Origin of the sequence: Lactobacillus amylovorus DSM 20531 (assembly GCF_002706375.1) — a bacterium.
Lineage (GTDB): Bacteria > Bacillota > Bacilli > Lactobacillales > Lactobacillaceae > Lactobacillus > Lactobacillus amylovorus.
This window is the reverse complement of record NZ_CP017706.1, coordinates 180,126-204,507: the sequence shown is the minus strand read 5'-3', so window position 1 is coordinate 204,507 and position 24,382 is coordinate 180,126. Positions and strand designations below refer to the sequence as shown.

Annotated in this window: 25 protein-coding genes and 4 pseudogenes; 19 read left to right on the top strand and 10 right to left on the bottom strand. The window is 36.6% G+C overall.

Annotated elements, in window-relative coordinates; all coding sequences use genetic code 11:
• The first annotated feature begins 317 nt into the window (after positions 1-317).
• The 7 genes from LA20531_RS11460 to LA20531_RS00965 all read left to right on the top strand — a co-directional run bounded on the left by LA20531_RS11460 (position 318) and on the right by LA20531_RS00965 (position 5,583).
• Positions 318-710 carry a hypothetical protein gene (locus tag LA20531_RS11460; RefSeq protein ID WP_224430296.1) on the top strand — a complete coding sequence of 131 codons (393 nt, stop codon included), beginning with the start codon at positions 318-320 and terminating at the stop codon, positions 708-710.
• Positions 688-1,056 carry a hypothetical protein gene (locus LA20531_RS11455; protein WP_236943770.1) on the top strand — a complete coding sequence of 123 codons (369 nt, stop codon included), beginning with the start codon at positions 688-690 and terminating at the stop codon, positions 1,054-1,056. Before LA20531_RS11460 ends, LA20531_RS11455 begins: the two co-directional genes overlap by 23 nt.
• A gap of 174 nt (positions 1,057-1,230) precedes the next feature.
• Complete coding sequence (locus tag LA20531_RS00985) at positions 1,231-1,878, top strand: ABC transporter substrate-binding protein (RefSeq protein WP_162252727.1); 648 nt, start codon at positions 1,231-1,233, stop codon at positions 1,876-1,878.
• A gap of 358 nt (positions 1,879-2,236) precedes the next feature.
• Positions 2,237-4,078 carry a heavy metal translocating P-type ATPase gene (locus tag LA20531_RS00980; RefSeq protein WP_056940371.1) on the top strand — a complete coding sequence of 614 codons (1,842 nt, stop codon included), beginning with the start codon at positions 2,237-2,239 and terminating at the stop codon, positions 4,076-4,078.
• Positions 4,079-4,158: 80 nt separating this feature from the next.
• A complete protein-coding gene (locus tag LA20531_RS00975) occupies positions 4,159-4,386 on the top strand; it encodes a heavy-metal-associated domain-containing protein (RefSeq protein WP_056940372.1) in 228 nt (75 codons plus the stop codon).
• A gap of 2 nt (positions 4,387-4,388) precedes the next feature.
• Positions 4,389-4,940, top strand: a complete 552-nt coding sequence (locus LA20531_RS00970) for a hypothetical protein (RefSeq protein ID WP_056940373.1) — start codon at positions 4,389-4,391, stop codon at positions 4,938-4,940.
• Between the two features lie 16 nt (positions 4,941-4,956).
• The gene (locus LA20531_RS00965) at positions 4,957-5,583 is read left to right on the top strand and encodes a Crp/Fnr family transcriptional regulator (protein WP_056940374.1); all 627 of its coding nucleotides are present in this window, start codon (positions 4,957-4,959) and stop codon (positions 5,581-5,583) included.
• A 73-nt stretch (positions 5,584-5,656) separates the two neighbouring features.
• Here LA20531_RS00965 and LA20531_RS00960 read toward each other — a convergent pair.
• Together LA20531_RS00960 and thrC are read right to left on the bottom strand one after the other, a co-directional pair.
• Positions 5,657-6,920, bottom strand: a pseudogene (locus LA20531_RS00960) (aspartate kinase); the annotation flags it as partial.
• A gap of 19 nt (positions 6,921-6,939) precedes the next feature.
• Entirely contained in the window at positions 6,940-8,430 is a 1,491-nt protein-coding gene (gene thrC, locus LA20531_RS00955; RefSeq protein WP_056940375.1) for a threonine synthase, read from the bottom strand.
• 119 nt (positions 8,431-8,549) lie between these two features.
• On the opposite strand from thrC, the gene LA20531_RS11450 reads away from it, so the two are divergent.
• The 4 genes and pseudogenes from LA20531_RS11450 to thrB all read left to right on the top strand — a co-directional run bounded on the left by LA20531_RS11450 (position 8,550) and on the right by thrB (position 10,494).
• Positions 8,550-8,795, top strand: coding sequence for a hypothetical protein (locus LA20531_RS11450; protein ID WP_224430301.1), 246 nt, complete (start codon positions 8,550-8,552; stop codon positions 8,793-8,795).
• Positions 8,773-9,352: pseudogene (locus LA20531_RS11445) on the top strand (homoserine dehydrogenase); the annotation flags it as partial. The gene LA20531_RS11450 and the pseudogene LA20531_RS11445, both read left to right, overlap by 23 nt.
• A gap of 45 nt (positions 9,353-9,397) precedes the next feature.
• Entirely contained in the window at positions 9,398-9,610 is a 213-nt protein-coding gene (locus tag LA20531_RS11435) for a hypothetical protein (RefSeq protein WP_236704168.1), read from the top strand.
• 21 nt (positions 9,611-9,631) lie between these two features.
• A pseudogene (gene thrB, locus LA20531_RS00945) lies at positions 9,632-10,494 on the top strand (homoserine kinase).
• A 55-nt stretch (positions 10,495-10,549) separates the two neighbouring features.
• Here the strand turns inward: thrB and LA20531_RS00940 are convergent.
• The 8 genes from LA20531_RS00940 to LA20531_RS00905 form a co-directional block, all read right to left on the bottom strand.
• Positions 10,550-11,740: an MFS transporter gene (locus LA20531_RS00940; protein WP_236704169.1), complete on the bottom strand. Its 1,191-nt coding sequence runs from the start codon at positions 11,738-11,740 to the stop codon at positions 10,550-10,552.
• Positions 11,741-11,867: 127 nt separating this feature from the next.
• The gene (locus tag LA20531_RS00930) at positions 11,868-12,515 is read right to left on the bottom strand and encodes a hypothetical protein (protein WP_014565915.1); all 648 of its coding nucleotides are present in this window, start codon (positions 12,513-12,515) and stop codon (positions 11,868-11,870) included.
• A gap of 23 nt (positions 12,516-12,538) precedes the next feature.
• Positions 12,539-12,757, bottom strand: coding sequence for a hypothetical protein (locus LA20531_RS11430; protein ID WP_236704170.1), 219 nt, complete (start codon positions 12,755-12,757; stop codon positions 12,539-12,541).
• A complete protein-coding gene (locus tag LA20531_RS11425; RefSeq protein WP_236704171.1) occupies positions 12,729-13,130 on the bottom strand; it encodes a hypothetical protein in 402 nt (133 codons plus the stop codon). The genes LA20531_RS11430 and LA20531_RS11425 overlap by 29 nt, the downstream gene beginning before the upstream one ends.
• A 472-nt stretch (positions 13,131-13,602) precedes the next feature.
• Positions 13,603-14,481 carry a YitT family protein gene (locus LA20531_RS00920; protein ID WP_056940377.1) on the bottom strand — a complete coding sequence of 293 codons (879 nt, stop codon included), beginning with the start codon at positions 14,479-14,481 and terminating at the stop codon, positions 13,603-13,605.
• 93 nt (positions 14,482-14,574) lie between these two features.
• Positions 14,575-15,102: a peptide-methionine (S)-S-oxide reductase MsrA gene (gene msrA / locus LA20531_RS00915; RefSeq protein ID WP_056940378.1), complete on the bottom strand. Its 528-nt coding sequence runs from the start codon at positions 15,100-15,102 to the stop codon at positions 14,575-14,577.
• A gap of 107 nt (positions 15,103-15,209) precedes the next feature.
• On the bottom strand, positions 15,210-15,845 hold the full coding sequence (locus tag LA20531_RS00910) for a M23 family metallopeptidase (protein WP_056940379.1): 636 nt from the start codon (positions 15,843-15,845) through the stop codon (positions 15,210-15,212).
• 162 nt (positions 15,846-16,007) lie between these two features.
• Positions 16,008-16,844, bottom strand: coding sequence for a pyruvate, water dikinase regulatory protein (locus LA20531_RS00905; RefSeq protein ID WP_056940380.1), 837 nt, complete (start codon positions 16,842-16,844; stop codon positions 16,008-16,010).
• A 177-nt stretch (positions 16,845-17,021) separates the two neighbouring features.
• On the opposite strand from LA20531_RS00905, the gene rpsU reads away from it, so the two are divergent.
• From rpsU to LA20531_RS00865, 8 genes and pseudogenes are all read left to right on the top strand, one after another.
• Positions 17,022-17,198, top strand: a complete 177-nt coding sequence (gene rpsU / locus LA20531_RS00900; protein ID WP_002880182.1) for a 30S ribosomal protein S21 — start codon at positions 17,022-17,024, stop codon at positions 17,196-17,198.
• A gap of 256 nt (positions 17,199-17,454) precedes the next feature.
• Positions 17,455-18,249 carry a Fe-S cluster assembly ATPase SufC gene (gene sufC / locus LA20531_RS00895; RefSeq protein ID WP_056940381.1) on the top strand — a complete coding sequence of 265 codons (795 nt, stop codon included), beginning with the start codon at positions 17,455-17,457 and terminating at the stop codon, positions 18,247-18,249.
• A 9-nt stretch (positions 18,250-18,258) separates the two neighbouring features.
• On the top strand, positions 18,259-19,482 hold the full coding sequence (sufD, locus tag LA20531_RS00890) for a Fe-S cluster assembly protein SufD (RefSeq protein ID WP_056940382.1): 1,224 nt from the start codon (positions 18,259-18,261) through the stop codon (positions 19,480-19,482).
• Positions 19,448-20,680, top strand: a complete 1,233-nt coding sequence (locus LA20531_RS00885) for a SufS family cysteine desulfurase (protein ID WP_056940383.1) — start codon at positions 19,448-19,450, stop codon at positions 20,678-20,680. The genes sufD and LA20531_RS00885 overlap by 35 nt, the downstream gene beginning before the upstream one ends.
• The gene (gene sufU / locus LA20531_RS00880; RefSeq protein WP_056940384.1) at positions 20,667-21,107 is read left to right on the top strand and encodes a Fe-S cluster assembly sulfur transfer protein SufU; all 441 of its coding nucleotides are present in this window, start codon (positions 20,667-20,669) and stop codon (positions 21,105-21,107) included. Before LA20531_RS00885 ends, sufU begins: the two co-directional genes overlap by 14 nt.
• A gap of 2 nt (positions 21,108-21,109) precedes the next feature.
• Complete coding sequence (gene sufB / locus LA20531_RS00875) at positions 21,110-22,513, top strand: Fe-S cluster assembly protein SufB (RefSeq protein WP_056940385.1); 1,404 nt, start codon at positions 21,110-21,112, stop codon at positions 22,511-22,513.
• Positions 22,513-22,836, top strand: a complete 324-nt coding sequence (locus tag LA20531_RS00870) for a metal-sulfur cluster assembly factor (protein WP_056940386.1) — start codon at positions 22,513-22,515, stop codon at positions 22,834-22,836. The genes sufB and LA20531_RS00870 overlap by 1 nt, the downstream gene beginning before the upstream one ends.
• 10 nt (positions 22,837-22,846) lie before the next feature.
• Positions 22,847-24,380, top strand: a pseudogene (locus LA20531_RS00865) (Nramp family divalent metal transporter).
• The last annotated feature ends 2 nt before the right edge of the window (positions 24,381-24,382 follow it).

Genomic DNA, 24,382 nt, shown 5'->3' with positions numbered 1-24,382 from the left:
AGACAATTGGAGGATGTCATTATGAGGGATATAATGAATGAGAAAACATCAGTTAAGAATAAAAATTATCCGTTGGTTTAACTACAGTTTTCCTAGGATCGATTTTCTTCTTAAGTTCTGGACAACCAGCACACATAGCTGAAGTAAGCGCTAACTCTAATGCTAATGGAGAAGCAACTTCAAATAAAGATGCCAAGGCACATGTAACTGATTCTTTGATTGCATTAAATGGCCCTAAGGGCCCGGAAGGAGTCGAGAAACTAGGATAACAAATTGATGGTGTTCATCAACAAACTGTTAAAGATGAATTACCTACTTTGAGCTTAAATGATTTAACTCCTGATCAATTGGGAAAGTTGCAATCAGCAGTAGGTAGTTTGGATCATAATGAATCACTTGAGGATCAAGGAATCACCTTGACATGGAAAACTAAACCAGATGTTGATGCTGTGGGGACAAGCCATGGTGTAGCAGAGCTTACTTACACTGATAATACTGGTGATACTCCGCAAAAAAGAAGCACTATCATCAAGATCGATGTCGATGTTCGTGAAGGACAAAAGAAGAACGCTGGTCAAGTTAGAAATCGCTTAACCTATATTGATGCAGATAGTAATCAGATTGTTGAATCTTATGATTGGGTTGGTAATAAGAATACTGACAATGAAAAATTTAACGATATGCAATATGTGTTGGAATCAAGCTGTTGAAGGATTAGGTTATAGAATGGTTGAAAGTACTTCGGATATTTACAATTTGACACAGTTTGGTAATGAAGACCAAACTATAAATCGCTTTGTTAAGAAAATTTCTGATAAGCCATTAACTTGGTCGCAAGCAAATGAAGAAGCTTCAAATAACAATTTAAACTATGATACTTCTAATTTCCTTGATGCTGACGGCTGGACTGGCAGCAACTTATCTTGGACCTTGGATCGCAACAAGCACTATTATGATTCAAAGGCAATTCATTTGAAGCAAATCAAGATGCAGGTGGTCAAGGATTCGAACACTGCTCATCAGTTGTTCCAGCAGGGTAATTTGGATAACGCATAAATTACAGGAACTACGGCTCAAGTAATGCAGAACGATAAGAACTTAAAGCATTTGCATCGAGCAGGAGTTTATTATTTACAACTTAATATGCGAAAGAATCGCGTTTTCTCTAATGCTAAAATACGTCACGCACTAAATTTAGTATTAGATAAAAAGTAACTTGCACGTAAAGTTTTGGCAGATGGTTCTACGCCAGCCGATACTTTTGTAGCACCAACGCTAGCCAAGGATCAAAGTACCGGTGTCGACTTTGCTAAAGAAATGAAGCCAGAAGAGACGCACAACGTAGTTAAAGCACAAAAATTATGGAATGAAGGATTAAAAGAAGAGGGTAGAAAAAAGGCAGACTTAACTTATTACACGGATGATCAGACGATTAATAAAAATATTGCCCAATTCGTTCAATCACAGGTTGAAACTAAGTTAAAGAATGCTAAAGTCGAAATTCATGCGGTTCCTGCTAAAAACGTTCAGGATAATGTCATGCGTGGTAATTTTGATATGTATCTAAGCTTGTGGTTAGCTGACTATACAGATCCAATGAGTGATATGGATGTTTTACAATCAAATAATTATCAAAATCATGATAGATATGTAAAAGCAACTAAGAGTAAAAGTGCCGAAGAAACTGATCACTATTGGGAAAATATGCGTAACGCGCAGAATCAGTTGACCAAGGATACAGCCGTAGTGCCTCTTTACAATATGACTGAGAGTCATTTGGCAAGAAAGAATTTAAGAGGAGTATTATGGCACTCAGTTAGTGAAGCTGATTATACTAGATCCTATTTTGCTATGCATAATTATAATTATGTAAAGTAATGATAAAAAGAAAAATACTTGGTCATTTGACCAAGTATTACCAGAGGGGAAAGTTCGATTTTTGTTAATAGTTATTTAGACGATTGTTGTCTGTCTTTTTAACTTTAACTGGGGTGGGAGCTTTAATTAAAACGAAACTGATAGCCATGAGGCCTAAAACTATCATTGCGGATAGAAGTACTTTAAACAATGCCCTCATTCCTTTCTTTTGTTTGATTTTAATATACAGGACAAAAATTAAGAATTGTTAGGCAAAAGGTAATATATTGCTAAAGAATTCTAAGAAAAAGTTGACGCTGATCAAGTTGTGATTTTGTTTGCTCTTTTAAACTAATTAATGAAATGAGGAGGAACATCTATGGTTAAAATTCAACGCTTTTTTATCAAATATAAAAGACAGATCTTAATAACAATTACTATTTTGCTTATCTTAGCTGAAATCTTTAAGTGGGTATTCAAATTAACATTGTTATATCAAATTCTGATGGCAGTTGCCGGTGTAATTGGCGTAATTCCGATAATTTTAACTGCTATATCATCCTTGAAGGTCAAGTTAATTTCAATTGATGTCTTAGTTTCTTTAGCCGTGATAGGTGCTTTTATTATTGGTGAATTCAATGAGGCCGCAATCGTTACTTGGCTCTTTATGCTGGGCGAAGTTCTGGAAGATTTTACGCTTAAAAAGACAAGATCCGAAGTTTCTGATTTGGCTAGTATGGCTCCACAAACAGCATTAGTAGTGCAAGAGGATGGGTCTACCGAAGAAGAGGATGTTGATTTTATCGATTCTGGCGATCAAGTAGTCGTTAAAACTGGGGACCAAGTGCCAGTAGATGGGAAGATTATTAGTGGTAGTGGCAATTTGGATGAAGCTAGTATCAATGGTGAGTCTAGATTAGTAAATAAGGGTGTCGGAGATGCAGTTTATGCCGGCACTATGCTTGAAAATGGTAATTTAACGGTTGAAACTACGGCGGCTGGTGAGGACACTACTTTTGGCAAAATCATTGAAGTAGTTGAAGAAGCCGAGGATTCTAAGTCTCATACAGAAAAGCTGATTAATCGTTTTGCCAAGTATTATACGCCATTTATTTTAATCATAGCTCTTATTGTAGGTGTGATTACACGCAACTTTAAGTTAGCGATCACAATTATGGTCCTTGGTTGCCCTGGTGCATTAGTAATTGGCGTGCCTGTTTCTACAGTGGCTGGTATAGGCAATGGTGCCAAGAACGGCATTATGTTTAAGGGTTCACAAGTTATGGATGAGATGCGGAAAGTTGACGAAATTGCTTTTGATAAAACGGGCACATTAACTATTGGTCACCCAGAAGTAAGTGCTGTAAGAGTTTTAAATGGAGATAAAGCCAAGATTATTAAACTAGCTGCCGCGATTGAAAAGAAGAGCAATCATCCGTTAGCTAATACGATTGCAAAGATGGATCCCTTTGTCATTGATGCAGTGGTTGAGACTGTTAAAGGTGAGGGAGTTATTGCTACATATGAACAAGAGAAGTATTTTGTAGGCAATTTACAACTGGTTGAAGAAAATACTAAAAAGAATGCTGAATTGGAAAAAATTGCAGATGATTTAAGCAGCCAGGGCGATTCGATTGTTGTCTTTTCAAATCGAGATCAAAGTTTGCTAGCTATATTCGGGATCAAGGATCAACTTCGTCCACAAGCCAAAAAAGCTTTGCTAAAACTGAAGAAACTTGGCATTAAGAAGCTAGTTATGCTGTCTGGTGACAAGCAACAAACAGCAGAAAAAATTGCAACTGAATTACCACTTGATGAAGTTCACGGAGAGCAGTTGCCTAGCGATAAAGCTACTTTTATTAAAGCTGAGCAACAAAAGGGAAACAAGGTCGCGTTTATTGGTGATGGCATCAATGATGGACCAGCCTTAGCTAGCGCTAATGTCGCAATTGCTGTTGGTAATGGTACAGATGTAGCTGTTGATGTTTCTGATATTGTTTTAGTCAAAAACGATCTAAAGCAAGTAGCTTACGCCTTTTCTTTATCGAAGAGAACGATTCTAAATATGAATGAGAATATTGCGCTTGCTTTGTTAACTGTTCTGATTTTGTTCATTGGGTTATTCGTGGGCTATATTGAGATGGCTAGTGGGATGCTAGTTCATGAATTGAGTATTTTAGTAGTCATTTTAAATGGTATGAGATTATTGAAAAATCGCTAATAACTTGATGATCATCAAGTTTTGAATCTGAATTAGGCTTTACCATAAACACGAGAAACACGAGAAAGGAAGTTCAAGTTATGAAGAAAGTAATGATGAAGTTAGATGGCATGACTTGCCCATCTTGTTTAACTAAAATTGAAAAGGCTGTAGAGGAAACTCCTGGAACAGACGATATTAAGGTTTTATTTAACGCTGGAAAATTAAAGTTCGTAATGGATCCGACTAAAACTAATTCAGATGAAATTAAAAGCGCCATTGAAAAGATGGGTTACGAAGTTAAAGGTGTTAAGGAAAAGGATATTTAAAAATGAACGCAGAAGAAAAGTATCAAGCAGAGTTAAAACAGAGTGATATTGATCATCATACTCCGACTGCAGGCGCAATGACGGGCCATATTATTGCTAATTTGGCTATTCATTCATTAAAAATTAATCAAGCTAGTTTGTTTGCTAGGGGTGCAGCTAGTTTGTTTTTAAGCGAAAATGCTAAGAAATGGTTAGATTTTGAAAAAGAAGAATTCGAGCAGTTGAATCACTTGTTAGTTAATAACGGTGAAAGCATCCCTACAACTACTGACCAATTTAAGGAATTCACCATGCTAGAAGAAAATGGGGCAGATAAATACGATTATGGGGATGCACAACTCTTTGCCTTAGTTAAAGACTTTGATACACAAACTTTATTTATTACTAAGGCAATTGCTTTAGCTGAAAAAGAAGATTGGCCAGAGCTTGCTCAAAACTTAACCAATTTATTAGCTTGGATTAAGGAGCAAATTCGTCTTACGCAAAACTTCTTAGGCCATGATTTGCGTGAAGGACTATATAATGAAGAAGACGATGATGATGACGATTTTTAGTTAAAAGGTGAAGAAAATGGCAGATTTATGTGTACGTTTGGTTCCATTATTTAATACTTTAAATGAGGCAGATCAGTTAGAGATAGAAAAGCTGGTAAGAAAGAAGAACTATCAAAAGGGTGAACTAGTAATGGATCCGACCGGCAATAATCTAGTCATTGTCGCATATGGGAGTGCCAAGCTTTATAGCTTAGATAAAAATGGTCATGAAAATATTACGCAGATTCTTCATACAGGTGATTATGCTGGTGAAGACTGGCTACTTGGTAAAAATGATGGCTCTATTTATGTCGAAGCAACGGGAAATAGTAAGATTTGTCTATTGAACAGGCAAGACTTTTTAAATCTGTTAAAAAAGCAGCCTATGCTAAGCATTAAGTTGCTTGAGCAAAGTATGACTAAGATGCAAACAATGCAAAGGCAAATAGATCTGTTGTCTTTGCCTAAAATTGAAGAGCGCTTATCTGAGTATTTACAAGAATATGCGGTAAAAGTTGGTAAAAAGACGTTTAATTTACCGTTAAAGATGAAGGATCTAGCATTATATTTAGGAACTACGCCGGAAACTTTGTCACGTAAGTTTGCCTTGCTGGAGAAACAAGGCGTGTTAACGAGAAAACTACGCAAAATTATTTTGAATTAACAAAAAAGCAGAGCAAAGCTCTGCTTTTTACATTGATAAAATTATGTTAAGTTCTACTTGCTGATGAAGTTTTCTGGGATGCACCCTGGTTGATCATTTGAATAGAAATATCTTTCTTACCAAGAGGGTAGAGAATGCTGGCACATGGAGTCAACTTGTCCTTCATACCTTCACCAACAACCATCGTGATGGCATAGTCGTCAATCCATTGCATCTGATCAGGATTTAAACTGGTTTGAATTTCGTTACAAATGACATCGATCAATTGATCGCTTAAGGCATCTTTTTTAAAGATAACGGTCAAATCATCAATACCAGATGGCATGTGTTCGTAAGAAGCATGGTGACGGTTGAAAATTTCCATTAATTTTAAGGTAAAACCAGCGCCTTTATCAAGCATGTATTTTCTCAAATAAAGGGCCGCAAAGTTTTTACCACCAGCGATACCGGTAATTGTGTGCTTAGGAACAAAACCGTCTTCAGGTACGATCAAAGTTCCTGGCTTATCTGGATGATTAGTATTTTTTACATTAACTGGTATCTCGCCTTGAATGGCGGGGATTAGAGCTTCGTCGTGAAAGACGGAGAAGCCAGCATAGGACAATTCACGCATTTCACGATAAGTCATCTTTTTGATTGGCTTTGGCTGATCGATAATGTGCGGATTAGCTGAGAAAATTGCGTCAACGTCGGTGAAGTTTTCATATAGAGCCGCATTAAGACCGCGAGCTAAGATTGCCCCTGTAATATCTGAACCACCACGAGAAAAAGTAGCGATATGGCCAGAAGGCGTAATGCCATAAAAACCAGGGAAGATAACTCGTTCATCGTCATTGAGTTTGACACGTTTTAAATTAACGTAGGTTTCAGGGTAACTTCAGCATTATTCGGCGTACCAGTAACAATTAAGCCCACATCTTTTGGCTCAAGAAAGCGAGTTTTAATACCTTGATGCTGCAAAATTTTAGCTATTAAAATAGCGTTTAAACGCTCACCGTGAGCCATCCGATAATCGGCATTAGGATAATCTAATTGTGGCAAGGTTAACAGCATACGCTTGATTTCAGCTAGCTCTGATTGTGGCAAATCAAAATACTGGGCAATTAGTTCGTAGCGCTGTAAATTTTATTAACGATATCCTGATAATTATTGCTTCTCAAACTAGTGCAAGCATAAGTGATTAGTAAATCAGTCACCTTAATATCATCACTAGTTCTTTTTCCAGGTGCGGATACTACAATAACTTTGCGTTCGGGATCGTTTTTGACGATGTTTAGTGCTTTATCGACACTATTTCCGGCAGCTAGAGAGGAGCCGCCCAACTTAACAACTTTCATATCTATTCCTCTAAATGAATTACTTTAAATCTAAAATTGAACTGATAGCTGCTTCCATGTTGACTGGATCAATTACTTTTTCAACGTGTGGTTCGTGGTCAAACAAGGTGCGTACACCGATGGATAATTGACCACCCAATTCATCATGCAACTTCTTAATAGCAGCTACGCCAGTTTGAGGACAAACTCTACCTGTAATAGCCTCATAAACGGTTTCAGGGAACTTATAAGGACTAGCAGTAGACACAATCACCATTGGTGTTTGATCGTTTGTCTTGCTCTTATATTGCTGAGCAACGTATGAACCTACTGCAGTATGAGGATCAATTACGTAGCGATCATAATTGTAGACGCGGTGAATTTCTTCTTTTACTTCATCTTCAGTGGCAAAACCAGCCGCAAAAATGGTTTGTAATTTGTCTAAGACCTCTTTGTCGACTTGGTAATGACCTCTTTGCGTTAATTGATTCATTAGACTAGCAATTTTTTCATTATCTTCATCATATAAATCGAATAAAAGTCGTTCTAGATTGCTTGAAACTAAAATATCCATTGCTGGTGCGTTAGTTAAATGGAACTTACGACGCTTGTCGTATTCACCTTTGGCAAAAAAGTCAGTAAGAACGTTGTTTTCATTTGAAGCACAGATCAATTTGTTGATTGGCAAACCGAGTTTTTCTGCATAGTAACCAGCTAAAATGTCGCCGAAATTGCCTGTAGGTACGGTAAAGTTTACTTTGTCGCCCAAGTTGATTTCACGACGGCGAACCAATTGACCATAAGTGTAAAGGTAATAAGAAATTTGAGGAACAAGACGACCAATGTTCATTGAGTTAGCAGATGAGAATTGGAAACCGTTTTGGTTTAGTTTCTTTCTGAAGTTTTCATCGTTAAAAATCTTCTTTACTTCAGTTTGCGCATCGTCAAAGTTACCCTTGATCGCGATGGCTTCCAAATTGTCGCCGTGTTGACTGAGCATTTGTTTAAGTTGGACAGGGCTAATGCCGCCTTCAGGATAGAAGACGATGACGCGTGTACCTTTTTGGTTAGCAAAGCCGCGCATTGAAGCAGTTCCGGTGTCACCAGAAGTAGCAGTCAAGATAATGATGTCACGATCGATTTTCTCAATTTGTACTGCACGTGTCATTAGCTGTGGTAACATCTGCAAAGCAATATCTTTAAAAGCTAAAGTTGGACCGTGAAAGAGTTCCATGTAAAAATTATCGTTGTGTTTTTCAATTGGCACAATGCTGCGGTCGTCCCATTGTTCGCTATAAGCATTGATTACTGCAGATTTAATTTGATCCTTAGAAAAATCATCAAAAAATAAGCTAATGATCATTGCTGAAATTTGCTTATAAGATAACTTAAGTAAATCTTCTAGTTGAAAATTAGCTTTTGGAAAATCTACTGGTACATAAAGTCCACCATCTTGGGCCAACCCTTGGATGATTGCGGCTGGTGAAGTTAACGCATTGTCTTTTGCGCCTCGAGTACTACGATATTTCATACAAATCTTCCTCTTCTTATTTAAGTGATAAATATATTTATTTAACATTGTAACTTGTTTTGCCCATGTGTTACAATCATAAAAATAAGAAATTCATTAAAAAAGAGGGATATAGGAAAATGGCAATCAAAATCGCATTACTTGGTTTAGAAACCGTTGGTTCCGGTGTTTTAAAAATCATTAAAAATAATCAAAAAAAGATTAAACAAACAAGTGGAGAAGAGATTGTTATTAAAAAAGCCCTTGTTTGTAATCTTAAGAAGCACCAAAATATGGCTAAAGAAGTCGAATTGACGACTAACTTTGATGATATTTTGCATGATGCAGAAATTAAAATAATTAATGGGCGGTTTGCATCCCGCTAAGGAATACATCTCTGATGCATTAAATGTAGGCAAGAATGTGGTTACTGCCAACAAGGACTTGATGGCTACTTTTGGTTCAGAACTTATTGCCTTGGCTACTAAAAATAAGTGCGATTTGATGTACGATGCGAGTGTAGCAGGCAGTATTCCTATTTTGCGTACTCTTAGCACCTCTTATGCTAGTGATAAGATTTCAGAAATTCAGGGAATCATCAACGGTACAACGAATTACATTTTGTCGAGGCTGATTCAACTAACGATGTCACTGGAAAAGACGCTGCCTACAACATTGTCATTTTGAGCAAGTTTGCCTTTGGTACCAAGATTAGTATTAATGATTTCACTATTGAAGGGATCAATCACTTGCAAAAGTTCGATATTGAACAGGCACAAGCAATGGGTTATGTGATTAAGCTAATCGGCATTGCCAAGAACATTGCAGGTAAGCTCTTTGTGAAAGTTGCGCCGTGTCTTTTGCCTAATAATGCGATTATGGTGCATATTAAAAATGAATTAATGCTCTGCAAATTAAGAGTCAAAGTCTTGGCACAGCGATTTTTACTGGACCAGGTGCAGGTAGTTTAGCCACTGCCAATTCCGTAATGAGTGATGTAATTTCGGAAACCAGCAACTTTGTCAAACAGACTAATGGCAAACCCTTCAGTAATTTCTCTAGAACGATGAAGTTGACCAGTTCAGAGGATGTCAAGTATCCTTATTACTTATCTTTTGAAACTGAAGAAATAAGTCGCAGACAATTGCAAGACTTAGCAATTCAAGACAAATATTTGAGAGCCAGTTACAAGATCTTATAACGATTGTGAGGGGAGTTATAGATGATTATTAAGGTACCAGCTTCAACGGCAAATTTAGGGCCAGGATTTGATTCTATAGGGATGGCCGTTTCACTTTACTTAGAAGTAGAGGTCTTAAGTATTTCAGATCGTTTTCAAGTTGACCATGTAATGCCTAAGATTCCTCATGATAAAAATAATCTGATCGTGAAGACGGCGCTCACCGTTTATCCAGGATTAGAGCCACTTCATTTGCGCGTGAATAGCGATATTCCGCTTGCTCACGGCTTGGGTAGCAGTTCTAGTGAATTGCCGCAGGAATCGAATTAGCTGATCATTTTGGCAAATTAGGCTTGTCTGATGAAGAGAAAGTCCAGATTGGTGCTCAAATTGAAGGTCATCCTGATAACATTGCTCCTACGATTTTAGGTGGTCTAGTGGTAGGAACCGAAGTAGACAATCATTTTGATGCGGTAAAAGCTCCACTTCCTCCATATAGCTTGGTAGCATATGTGCCTAATTATAATTTACCAACCAAGAAGGCGCGGGGCGTTTTACCAAAAGAATTGCTATTAAAAGAGGCCACTCATGGTTCCGCGATCGCAAATACGCTCGTAGCTAGTTTGTTTGCCCAGAACTATGAGATGGCCGGAGAATTGATGGAGAAAGACGTTTTCCATGAACCATATCGTGAAAAATTGGTACCAGAGCTTTTGAAGGTAAGAGAAGTAGCTCATCAAAAGCATGCTTTAACAACCTACCTTAGTGGTGCAGGTTCAACGATTATGACTTGGATTGAAGATAAGCACGTCAAAGGCTTTTTATCAGGACTTAACAAGCATGACTTAAAGGCTAATACGCTTGTTTTACACCCTGATGAACACGGCGTACAAATAATTGAATAAAAAGAAAAGTGACCTTTAATTTTTATTCAAAGTCACTTTTTGATTAAAGGATAATTTATTTATTTTTGTATACTGCAATTCTACGATATGCCAGTTCTAGGAAAATAAAGTTTAGTAAGGCAAAGAATGCTAAGTAATATGGCATAATCCAAATGCCTGTTTTTTGCTGAATAAAGCCAAAGATCATTGGCATAAAGGTGCTACCGATGTAAGCAGATGCCATTTGTAATCCAATTACGGCTGCCGCAAATTTTTTACCAAAGTTAGCTGGTGCCATATGTTGGATAGCCGGATAGATAGGCCCCATGCCTGTTCCAATAATTAGAAAACCGATTACTGCTAAGTAGTATTGAGATGATGGAATAAGCACTAATAAAATTCCAATGGCTTCTGTGATTAAACCAATTCGAATGAGCTTTCTATCAGATAAGCGGTGAGAGATAAAACCAGCAATTAGTCGTCCTAACATCAAACCACCAAAAATCAAAGAACCAAATGATGCAATGAGCTCTGAATTAATATTGCTTTTAGTACCGGCAAAATAACTTGATGTCCATAAAAAAGAAGTGGCTTCACCTGCACAGTAAAAAAAGAAGGCAAATAAAGTAAAAATCACGCCAGGTACCTTCAATGAGGACATGATGCCGACTGATTCAGAGGTTTCACTGTCTACATTAGCTTTCTCGTTAACTTTCCATAGTGGCAGAGAAATGATGCAAACGAATAAGATAAATCCTTGTAATATTGCAGTCCATAGGTAACCCGCATGCCAATTAGCTTTGAGTAAAGCAAATGCCATGATATTTGGACTTATTACGGCTCCTACACCATAGAAACAATGCAAGAAGTTCATGACCCGTGGAGAATAATTACTTGCAACGTAATAATTTAGGGCGGCATCAATTGATCCGGCACCTAGACCATAAGGTATTGCCCAAACAAGTAATTGCCAATATTGGTTGACAGAAGAAAACCCTAATAGACCACATACAGTTAAAGTGATTGAAATAATGACAATCCACTTGACGGCCATTTTTTTGATTAAATGTGGACTGAATAAAGATGAAATTACAGTCATTAAAGAAATAGTCATTGAAATATAGCCTGCATAAGAGCTCGGTACATTTAAACTTGATTGCATTGCTGGCCAACCGGACCCAAGTAACGAATCAGGTAGTCCCAGACTAATAAAGGCTAAATAGATGACGGCTAATAATAAAGATCCCAATGTTGTTTCCTTTTGCAAAAAGTATCTCAATATACTTTTTATTCTAGTTTTTCTTTATTAATTATAGCATTAAAGGATAAAATCCAAGAGTCAATTGAAAGTAAAAAAGACAGCAGATTTTTTGAACTGTTGTCTTTTTAGATGTTTAATTATCAAAAGTTTCTGTGAAGCTATCGCCATCAACAAGCATTCTTTTGGCGTTTACCGCATACCAGTAAGGCATGACTTCCACGCCATCTTCTGTTTCTGGCTCGCAGTCGGCCATTTCTAAGACATTTTCGAGATCTTGTTTGTTAATTTGCGGATATAGTTTCAACAGGGCATCTTTAGTCATACCAGTTTGCTTAAAGCCACTATCCTTATAGTTTTCTTTGAAGATGTCTTTAAAGTCGTTTAAATCGTAACGCGGCTTGAAATCGTCATCGAAGTACTTGATTTCGATGTTTTCGATTTCCATGAAAGCTCCTAGTTGGTTAGCTAAATGTGGCAACTTATTGGCGATTTGCTCAATAGTGTAGCCATCTTCTGTAGTGGTTTTAGCGTTGTCATGTTGCTTGAGCCAGGCCTCTCTGACATCGTGGATGTCGTCGCGAGTATTGATAGTGTCTTTTACCTTTTGAATAAGATCGTTGTGATGCTTAACAGCTTTTTGCCATTCCAAGCGGTTGGAGTACATTTGGCGGTAACTAACAGGGAAGGGATGGTTGATCGTATTAAAAATGAAGTTAAGTTTATCGGTTGAGTATGAATCTAGTTCATTTTCTTTCCAAATTAATTCGTAATATGAGCTCATGATAGTCCTTTCTATATTCTTATTTATTCAATAGCTTTAATTATTTTTTTGTTCTTATCAATCACATTTTGAGCTTCTATAACTGATTGTTCAATCTCTTGAATATGATTATTTTGCATTTGTTTATCAGAAAAGAACTTTGGATTGTTTTTGTAGAATGATTCCAGTTTGTGATAATAATCAATTAATTTATTTTGAAAATCTATATCATTCTTAGTAGAAGGTAATGAGTAATTTCCCATGATTCCAATTAGGAAAATCTTCATCTAGGCAAATAGGAAAGTTGTCCGCTTGATGCATTTCCCATAGATCACTATAGAAGTCTGTAACTTGATTTGCTTCTTTTGATAAGAAGTATCTGTCATCTTCTTGAACAAGCCAACCTTTATCAATAAATTTTTGAGTTACTTTTGGTACATTCAAATTGTAGGTAAAGATAAAATATTTAGGGATTTTAGCGGTGGTAAGTCTACCTTTTTTGATTTTGCCCCACCAAATTAATAGAAGTAATTCACGCAAACTAAAATCTGTATTTGTATCATATTTGGCGGTGTACTTAGGATAATCAAATGATCTACCAAATTGTTTATCATAATCTGGTTGGCTTTCTTGCATTTTACGGTATTTGGTCCAAACTTTCGATTGCTCATCTTCATATTTTTTCCAAGCTGCTGCATTTTTCTCATTAAAAGGTGTAGGAGGTATTGACGCATATTTATTGTCTTCTGAGCCTTGACTTGATTTCTCATCCGAATTTTCAGAATGGAGTTGAGAAGTGCCAATTAGTAATTTAATTCTCTCAGCTAATTCGTTATTTTGTTTAGATAATTTGGTATTTATTTTTTGTAGTCGTAAATTTTAATTAACAACCAGATAATTATTGCAATTAAAATTAGTAATATTATTGCCATTTTGATCCTCTTTATGATGATACTAGGTTGTTTTTAATTTATCCGAAATGTTAACCTTTTAAAACTATTATATCTTAAGTATAGTAGAGAAGATAAAAGTCGAGAGATAATAAAAACTCATAATGGAATTTCTTCCAATATGAGTTTTTTGTTAAATATTCAATTGTCTTACTTTTCTAGACTATCTCTTGCTCCTTGAAGCGACCGTATACCTTTTCAACTTCACTTACGCTCATGAAGGCGTATGGGTCAGCTTTTTGAACAATTTGACGAATATCATACATATCGTAGCGGTCGATAATAGTGATCAAAACCGTCTTTTCAATGTGACTGTAGGCACCTTCAGCATCGTGCAAAATGGTAATTCCACGGTGCATTCTGTTTTGAATACCATCAATGATGTGTTGGGGATGCTGAGTTACGATCATAACCTGCATCTTCTTATGTTGCGTGTAAACAGCATCGATTACACGGCCGTTAATAAAGATGGTTAAAGCAGAGTATAAAGCTCTTGTCCAGCCAAACATGAAACCAGCTGCGGCAATAATGATTAAGTTAATAAAGATATTAAACTTACCGTAGCTAATGCCAGTCTTTTGACGAATAACGATCCCTATGATGTCCAGCCCACCGGTTGAAATTCCGTTCTTAAGTGCAAAACCAGTACCAATACCGTTAATTGTCGCACCGAAGATCGCACAGACAACAGGATCAAGATCCATATGCAATGGTTGAATGACATGCATCATGATTGATCCTAGGACAACTGCCACAATCGTAAAGAACGTGAATTTATGTCCGATCTTAACCCAAGCCAAGATAAACAATGGAAAGTTTAAGACGAAGTACATGATTGAGGTGGACAGCGTGAATGGTAAGTATCGTTCACTGACAGTGTTAATTAACTGCGCAAAACCTGTGATTCCGGATGAGTACATGTGTCCTGGCGTCCAGAAGAAGTTTAACGCAACCGCCACAGCAATTGAGTAAAAGAGGGCCGCTGATAACTTAGACAAGAAGTTATAGCGCCTGTTGAATTTATCTAATTGATCCATATAGCGTCAATCCTTAGTTTAAATACAAACTATATTTATTGTTTTTAGCATACTAAGTTTAACAAAAATAAGGGCAGGGACCAACCAATAAAATTATTTATCCCAATGCTTTTTAATAAAATCAGCACGGCCACCGGCTTCTTCTAATGCATATCTTTCAGGATTCTTTTTATAGAAACCTTGATGGTAGTCTTCAGCAGGGTAAAAAGGTTTGGCTTCTTCGATTTGAGTCACGATTGGCTTATCAAATCTACCGCTTTCAGCAAGTTCTTGTTTAGACTTTTCAGCGGCTTCTTTTTGTGCTTCAGAATTGTAAAAAATGACAGGACGATAATTATCGCCACGATCTTGGAATTGGCCCATTGCATCGGTAGGATCAGTTACTTGCCAATAGTAATTTAAAAGTTCTTCATAAGAAATCTTGCTTGGATCATAAGTGATTTTGACTGCTTCTGTATGACCGGTTTTGCCGCTGCAAACTTCTTCGTAGGTAGGATTAGCCACATGACCACCGCTATAGCCAGAAACGACCTTTTTTACGCCATCTACGGTGTCGAAAGGTTCCACCATGCACCAAAAACAACCGCCAGCAAAGATTGCTGTGTCTGAATGTTTATTCATATTATTCTCCTTTTCTAATTTAAATACCATTTAATAATCTTAATTGTTTTTAATTATATGACAAAAAAGAAAGAATCACCAAAATTTTTGATGATTCTTTTACTTAATTATTTCTTGTTAATGTACTTCTTAATAGTACTGATTGGGTTTAGCCAAGTACCATTGTCAACGTTCCAGTTATTGCATGGGAAGCCATTCTTGTTAATGTACTTCTTAGTGGTCTTAGTCAAACCTAAGTGAAGGTGAGAGCCAGTTAATTTACCGATCTTTTGGCCAGCTTTGATCTTTTGACCAGCCTTGACGTAAATATCACTCTTGTTGTTAAAGCCTTCTTGATAAATTTCTACATATTTATCTGGACTGATAACCCAAATGAACCAGCCTAAGCCGCTACCATAAGCAACTTTCTTAACTGTACCTTCATGAATAGCGTAAACAGGTGAGTAGCCAACTTCTGAGTGACCGAAGTCCCAACCATCGTGGAAGTATGAAGGTGGGTTAACAGAACGCATATAATCAGTCATCCCGAAAGTTTGCGCTTTGGACATTGGACGTACACCGTACTTGTCACAAGCCTTGAATGGGTAAGTCCATTTGTATGTCTTTTTTTCTGGTTCAGTAGTAGTTGTTGTTGTTGTATTGCTGTCAACTGCAGCATCAGCTGCAACTACAGTTGATACATTTAAATTTGAACCTAATAACACTGCGCCTAATAAAGTGATTAATTGTTTTTTAAATCTCATCTATATTAAATCAGGATGTACCTGAATATCTCCTTTCTTTATGTGACCAGAATTATTGTAGCGCAGTAGTTTTACGTAACCGTTACAAAACTGTTTCTACTTACCAAAATATAGAAAAACAGGACTGAATACTTCTCAGTCCTGTTTAAAATAAAAATTTTATTACTTAGCGTAGTCATCAATACCTAAGTGTTCAAGAATCAATGCGGCAGTTTCCTCGATTGAACGGTGAGCTACATTGATTACGTAACAGCCTAACTTCTTGTATAAAGCTTGAGCTGATTCAAGTTCTTTGTTGATTGAATCCATGCTTGAGTAGCTAGTGTCTGGGTTTAAGCCGTATGAAATCATTCTTTGACGTCTAATTTCATTCAATACAGATGGATCGTTGGTTAAACCAATAATCTTCTTAGGATCAATCTCGTAAATTTCCTTTGGAATATGAGTTTCTGGAACAAGTGGTAAGTTAGCAACTTTCAAGTTCTTGTTAGCTAAGAACAATGAAAGTGGAGTCTTAGAAGTTCTAGATACACCAAGTAAAACTACATCAGCTTCCAAGAAGCCCTTAGGGTCTTTGCCATCGTCGTACATTACGGCAAATTCCATTGCGGATATTCTATCGAAGTACTTTTGGTTCAAACTGTGTTGAGCACCGATCTTTTGATCAGGGGTCATGTGAGTAGTCTGTTGGATAGCTTCAACTACAGGTGAGAAGATGTCGACGCATTGAATATTGTGTTCACGTGCAAACTTGATAATAGGCATTTGCATTTCATCTTTTACTAAACTGTAGATGATTACAAGATTTGGATATTTTTCAATTTCTTGTAAAACTTCATCCAATTTCTTTTCATTAGTAATAAATGGGTAACGACGATAATTAATTTTAGCCTTTGGAAATTCAGCAGCAGCCGCAGTAGCGTTGCTAAATGCAGTATCACCAGCAGCATCGGAAATAATGATAATGTTTAATTCGAGTTGGTCTTTTGTATCTGCCATATCAGCACCTCTTTCTGTGAATAATTATACTATTAATGAAAGCGGATTAACAACCGATATTGTAAAGATAAACTTTTTCAAAAAATATTTAAAAATTGTGTTGACCCTTAAGATTTGTTTGGTATAATTTAAGTAAATGTATGGCGTGACGCCAAGAAATGGAAGGAGGGATCACACATGGCTAAGACAATCGTTCACGAAAACGAGTCTATTGATGATGCTCTTCGTCGTTTCAAGCGTTCCGTTTCAAGAAGTGGTACCTTACAAGAATACCGCAAGCGCGAATTCTACGAAAAACCAAGTGTTCGTAGAAAATTGAAGTCAGAAGCTGCACGCAAGCGTAGACATTATTAATAATCTGAAAAGCTCACCCGGGAATGGGTGAGCTTTTTGTTTTCAAAAATATTTGATAAACACTGTATTGAAATAATTGATATTTTGATACTGTGTTTTTTTATTAAATGAGTTAATAACTATATGTAGATATTAAAGCTACCAGTACTCACTATAAATTGTAGGTGAAGCAAATATTTTTTAAAAGTCAAGTCTTAAAAACAATTCCAATTAGCGTTAACGTTAGAGATGTATTTTTTAGAATTCGGGAGATAAAATGGCAACTTTAGAGATAAAAAATTTACATGTTGAAGTTAAAGACGAAGAAAAGAAAGCCTACAAGAAAATTTTAAAAGGCGTAAATCTTACTATGCACACAGGTGAAATTCACGCCATTATGGGTCCAAATGGTACAGGTAAATCAACTTTATCTGAAACAATCATGGGCAATCCAAAATATCGTGTTATTGAAGGTGAAATCCTTTTAAACGGTGAAAATGTCCTTGATATGACAGTTGACGAACGAGCTAGAAAAGGACTCTTTTTAGCAATGCAATATCCGGCTGAAGTTCCTGGAGTTACGAATGCGGAATTTTTACGTGCCGCAATTAATGCTCGTCGTCCAAAGGACAATCCAATTCCTATCATGGATTTCATTAAAGAGCTTAATAAGAACATGGCTTTACTTGATATAAATGATTCAATGACTGAACGCTATCTTAATCAAGGCTTTTCTGGTGGTGAAAAGAAACGTAATGAGATATTGCAAATGTTAATGATTAAGCCTACTTTTGGCATTCTTGATGAAATTGACTCAGGCCTTGACATCGACGCGCTTCGTGTTGTCTCACGCGGTGTAAATGCCATGCGTAGTGATAATTTTGGCGCTTTAATGATTACTCACTATCAAAGATTATTAAATTATATCGTTCCAGATGTGGTTCACGTCATGATGGACGGCAGAGTTGTAAAAGATGGTGGTCCTGATCTTGCTAAAAAGCTGGAGCAAGAAGGCTACGTAGGTCTTCGTGATGAACTAGGTCTTGATATTAAATTAGTTGATGAAGAGTAGGGGATAAAAATGTTTTCTAACATTACTTTTCAAGAACTTAGGTCAAAATATAACGAACCTGATTGGCTAATTAATGAGCGCTTAGAGGCTTGGGATTTAATTGATAAATTGCCACTACCTAAAATGCAGCAATTTAAATATTCAGACTGGCTACTAATTGTTAATAATGATTTGACTTCAGAACAAACTGCTTTAAAAATTAGCGATAATTCAGAGTTAGAAGAAAATAAAGTCATTTGCCAAGATATATTCGAGGCTAGTAAGCAATATCCTGAATTAGTGCAAAAATATTTAAACTCAGTTTCTCATTTTAATGAAGATAAATTGCTAGCATATAATACTGCTTTTATGAACAACGGCCTTTTCTTATATATTCCTGATAATGTCGAAATGCAGGAACCGATTGAAATTGAACTTGCTCAAAATAGCATGAGCAAAAGTGCTTTGATTTCACACATTGTAATTGTAGTCGGCAAAAATAGTAAAGCTAAGTTTATCCAGCACCTGTCTACAATCGGTCATGAGAAGAATTTGGCCAATTTAGTTATTGAAGTTCAGGCTTTGGCTGGAAGCAACGTTGAATTTTCTTCGCTTGATGAAATGGAAGAAAATACTACACTTTACTTCAATCGTCGTGCTAATTTGGCTCGAGATGCTCATGTTGAATGGAATGTTGCTTTTATGAATGACTGTAATACAGTCGGAGATTTAGCTTCAGAACTTCTAGGTGAAGGCAGTTATGCTTATTCAAAAGCAATTGCTATTACGACTGGCAATCAAAAAGTTGCAGTTAACAATCGAGTGATTAATCGTGGACCTCATTCAACTGGTTTAATTAATCAACGTGGGGTACTACTCGAAAATTCTAGATTGATATTTAACGGAATTGGACAAATTGTTCACGGTGCACATGGATCAAAAGCTGATCAACAAAATCGTGTTTTGATGATGTCTGATACGGCACAAGGGGATGCTAACCCACTTTTGTTGATTGATGAAAATGACGTTATTGCAGCGCATGCGGCTAGTGTTGGCCCGGTTGATCCAATTCAGATGAATTATCTAATGAGTCGCGGCATTCCTTACGTTCAAGCTGAAAGAATGGTTATCCATGGCTTTTTAGATCCAGTACTTGGTGCCATTCCTAAGGGAAAAGTAAAGGATCGAATGCTCGCGATTTTGGAAAGAAAATTGATTAATGGACAAAGAAGCTATTACAAAAATAAGAAATGATTTTCCTATTTTAAAACAAAAGATTAATGGCAATAGATTAGCTTATCTGGATAATGCCGCTACCATGCAAATGCCTGTGCCAATTTTGCATAAAATCAACAGTTTTTATCAAACTTCATATGCTAACGTGCACCGAAGTGCTGACACTTTAGGCTTTAATGCAACTAAGCAATATGAAGAGGCCAGAGGGAAAGTTGCGAGCTTTATTAATGCGGCTGATGCAAATGAGATAATCTTTACTAGTAGTTGTACAGATAGTTTGAACTTGGTAGCTGCAACTTACGGCGAACAAAACATTCATGAACAGGATGAAATTGTGTTAACCATAATGGAGCATCATTCTAATCTCTTACCATGGCAACAATTGGCGAAAAGAAAAGGTGCCATCCTTAAATATATTGATTTGACTGAAAGTCAGACTCTGGATTGGGATGATGTCAAGAAAAAGATAACCGCCAAGACTAAAATTGTGGCAATTGCCCATGCTTCTAATATATTAGGAATGATGAATCCTATTGAGGAAGTAATTAAGATAGCTCATCAAGTTGGAGCTGTAGTGGTAGTAGATGGTGCACAAGCCGTGAGTCATTTTCCAGTTGATGTTCAAAAGATGGACGCAGATTTCTATGCTTTTTCCGGATACAAGATGCTTGCACCAACAGGTATTGGTGTTTTGTATGGTAAAAAGCAATTATTAGATCAAATGACACCATATCGTTTTGGCGGTGAAATGATTAGTAACGTTACCAAATACGATGCAACTTGGGCAGATTTGCCGCAAAAGTTTGAGGCGGGGACACCAAATATAGTTGGTGCAATTGGTTTAGGCTATGCAATCGATTATTTGCATGAAATAGGTATGAATAGAATCCAGACTTATGAAAATGTGCTAAGCAAATATTTGATGCAAAAAATAGAGAAATTAGATTTTGTCGCTATTTATGGCCCAAAAGAAGACCATACAGGGGTGTTTTCATTTAATTTGAAAAATATTCATCCTCATGATGTGGCTACAGCACTTGATATGCAAGGGATCGAGGTAAGAGCGGGGCATCATTGTGCTCAGCCCTTGATGCATAGATTAGGTGTTGAATCTACAGTAAGAGCTAGCCTTAGTTTTTATAATAATAAGGAAGACATTGATCAATTAATTGCAGGTATTTTGGAAACAGAGGAGTTTTTCAATGGGACTAAATAATTTACGCACTTTCTATCAAGCTCTGGTTCTTGATCATGCTAGTCATCCCCGTAATAAAAAAGAGATGAAGGAGGCTACAGCAATACAAACTGTCCATAACCCAAGTTGCGGCGATATGGTTAATATTTTTGTAAAGGTGCAGAATGAAAAAATCATTGATGTCTCTTTTACGGGTTCGGGATGCACGATTAGTCAGGCTTCGGCTAGTATGTTGACTCAAAGTGTTAAAGATAAAAGCGTTTCTGAGGCATTAGAAATTACGAAAATCTTTTCAGACCTTGCAATTGGAAAAGAACACACATCTGATGAGATAGAAAAATTAGGCGATGCGGCAGTGTTAACACAAGTGATGCAATTTCCTGCCAGAATCAAATGTGCCACGATTTCCTGGTGGGCACTAGAACAGGCACTGCTTAAGAAAGGATAAAAATGACTAAAGCAGAAGATATAGTAAAAGATGAAGACTACCAGTATGGTTTTCATGATGATATTCAGCCAGAGTTTTCTACGGGTCGTGGTTTAACTGAAGAAGTTGTTAGAAGAATTTCTGCAGAAAAACATGAGCCTAAGTGGATGCTTGACTATCGTCTGAAGGCTTATGAAATATATAAAAAGATGCCAATGCCTGATTTTGGTCCAGATTTATCTGATTTGGATTTAGACGATATGCTTTATTATCAAAAATATACTAAGAAAAAGTATCGTGATTGGGACGATGTGCCAGATGAAATTAAGGAAACTTTTGAACGCTTGGGTGTTCCTGAGGCGGAAAGAAAGTATCTAGCTGGATCTGGTGCGCAGTATGAATCAGAAATGGTTTACCACAATATGAAAGAACAATTCGATAAAATGGGGATTGTCTTTACTGACACTGATACTGCTTTAAAGAAGTATCCTGAATTGTTTAAGAAGTACTTTGGCAAATTGGTGAAGCCAACTGATAATAAATTTGCCGCATTAAATTGTGCTGTATGGTCCGGTGGGTCCTTTATTTATGTGCCAAAAGGCGTAAAAGTACCAACTCCAATTCAAGCTTACTTTAGATTGAACGCTGAAAATTCAGGGCAATTCGAAAGAACTTTAATTATCGTTGATGAAGGAGCTAGCCTTGACTACGTTGAGGGATGTACTGCTCCGCAGTATTCATCAGATTCTCTTCATGCAGCCGGTGTTGAAGTGAACGTCTTAAAAGATGCTTATTGTCGCTATACAACTATTCAAAATTGGTCGGATAATGTTTATAGTCTTGAAACCAAAAAGGCAGCAGCTGCTAGTCATGCAACGATGGAATGGGTCGATGGTAATTTGGGAGCAAAGGTAACTATGAAATATCCAAGTGTTTATCTAAATGGAGAAGGCGCACGTGGCACTATGCTTTCAATTGCTGTTGCTCATAAAGGGATTCACCAAGATTCCGGTTCAAGAATGCTTCATAATGCACCTAATACGTCTAGTTCAATCGTTTCAAAATCAATTGCTAAATGTGGCGGTTCAACTGATTACCGTGGTAGCGTAAAATTTGGTAAGAATTCTTCAGGTTCTAAGTCTCATGTTGAATGCGATACGATCATTATGGATGCCAAATCTTCTTCAGATACAATTCCAACGAATTCAATTGAAAATTCCAATGTAGCAATGGAACATGAAGCAACAGTTTCAAAAATTTCGGATGAAGAACTTTATTATCTTGAAAGTCGTGGAATTCCAGAAAGAAAAGCAACTGAGATGATTATTATGGGCTTTGTAGAACCTTTTACTAAGCAATTGCCAATGGAATATGCTGTAGAACTTAATCGCTTGATCAGTTTCCAAATGGAAGGAGCAATTGGCTAATGGGTGAAGAAAGTCTGTCGCCAAAAGAAAAAGCAGTCTATGATGCTTTAAAAAATGTAATTGATCCTGAATTAAGCGTAAGTTTGGTTGATTTAGGATTGATCTATTCAGTTGAAATTGATGAACATAATGTTTGTCACATTAATTGGACTTTAACTACGATGGGATGTCCAATTATTGGGCTTTTAGAGAAAATGATAAAGGAAGCTGCATTGCAAGTTGATGGAGTAGAAAAGTGCGAAACTAAATTAGTCTACTATCCTAAATGGACACCAAAAATGATGAGTCGAGTTGCTAGATTAACTTTAGGTATTCATATTTAAGGTGATAAAAATGAAACAATATCATCTTTTCAAATATGCTAATGGCAAATCTTTAGCGGAAATCAACGGTTCAGTTGAAGTGCCTAAAAATAAAGGGCTTTTGCGAACTTTATTGGCCTATACGGGACCGGGGGCTTTAGTTGCTGTAGGATATATAACTGGGCTACTTCGATTAATAGTGGTCAGAGTTTCCAGTTTTTGCTAATTTCTACCATTTTATTATCAAGTCTAATGGCCATGCTCTTGCAAAATATGTCAGCTAAGCTGAGCATTGTAACACAGCTTGATTTAGCCCAAGCAATTAGACTGCATACTGATAAATTCTTAAGCGTAATTTTATGGCTAATTGCTGAACTTGCAATTATGGCCACAGATGTTGCTGAGGTTATTGGGGCTGCAATTGCTTTGAATCTATTATTCAAAATACCGCTAATTGTAGCTACTCTTATTACAATTTTGGACGTACTGTTTCTTTTATTTTTAAGTAAAATTGGCTTTAGAAAAATTGAAATATTAGTATCATGCTTAATTTTTGTTATTCTTTTTATTTTTGCATATGAAGTAATTCTATCTAGACCAAATTGGATTAATATTGGTGTTGGTCTTTTACCTTCATCGAAAATGCTGGCAAAAACGCCAATTATTGGTGGTATTTCGCCATTATCAGGAAGCTTAGGAATTATTGGTGCAACGGTTATGCCTCATAATTTTTATCTTCATTCAGGTATTTGTCAGGTTAGAAAAATTGACGCTCATAATCCAGAAGAAATTCGTCAAGCGGTCAAGTATACTGAGGCTGATTCCAATATTCAGTTAACAATTGCGTTTATTATTAACTCACTTTTGCTAATAATGGGAGCCGCGGTTTTTAAGAGTGGGGCTGTTCGAGACAGTTCGTTCTTTGGTTTATATGATGCACTTAATAATACGGCTACGTTGAGCAATCCAATATTAATAAATGTTGCAAAGACCGGAGCTTTATCAACATTATTTGCAATTGCACTTCTTGCTTCAGGTCAAAACTCAACAATTACTGGAACTTTGACAGGTCAGTTAGTGATGGAAGGCTTTATTCATTTGAAAATGCCGATGTGGCCAGACGATTGATCACTCGCTTATTTTCGGTGATTCCAGTAATCATTTGTGTAGGACTAACTGCAAATGATTCAGTTGCCAAACAGCATTTTGTCTTAAATATGTTGATGGAAAACTCACAGGTATTTTTAGCCTTTGCCGTACCGTTTACAATAATTCCATTATTGATTTTGACCGATAATAAGAAATTAATGGGTGAATTTGCTAATAACTACTTTATTTCTATATTGGGCTGGAGCTCCTCATTAATATTGATCTTTTTGAATTTATACAATTTGCCAGGAACCTTTGTGGCATTTAATCTTTGCAATCCAGCTTTGGCGAAAGCAGTAGCTTATTTGATAATTGCTATCATTCTGTTTTTGTTAGTCTGGACATGTGTAGAAATGTTGGATGTTGATATGAGTAAGCTACGGCGCAAATTAGTTTTATCCAATAGAAGAATATAAGA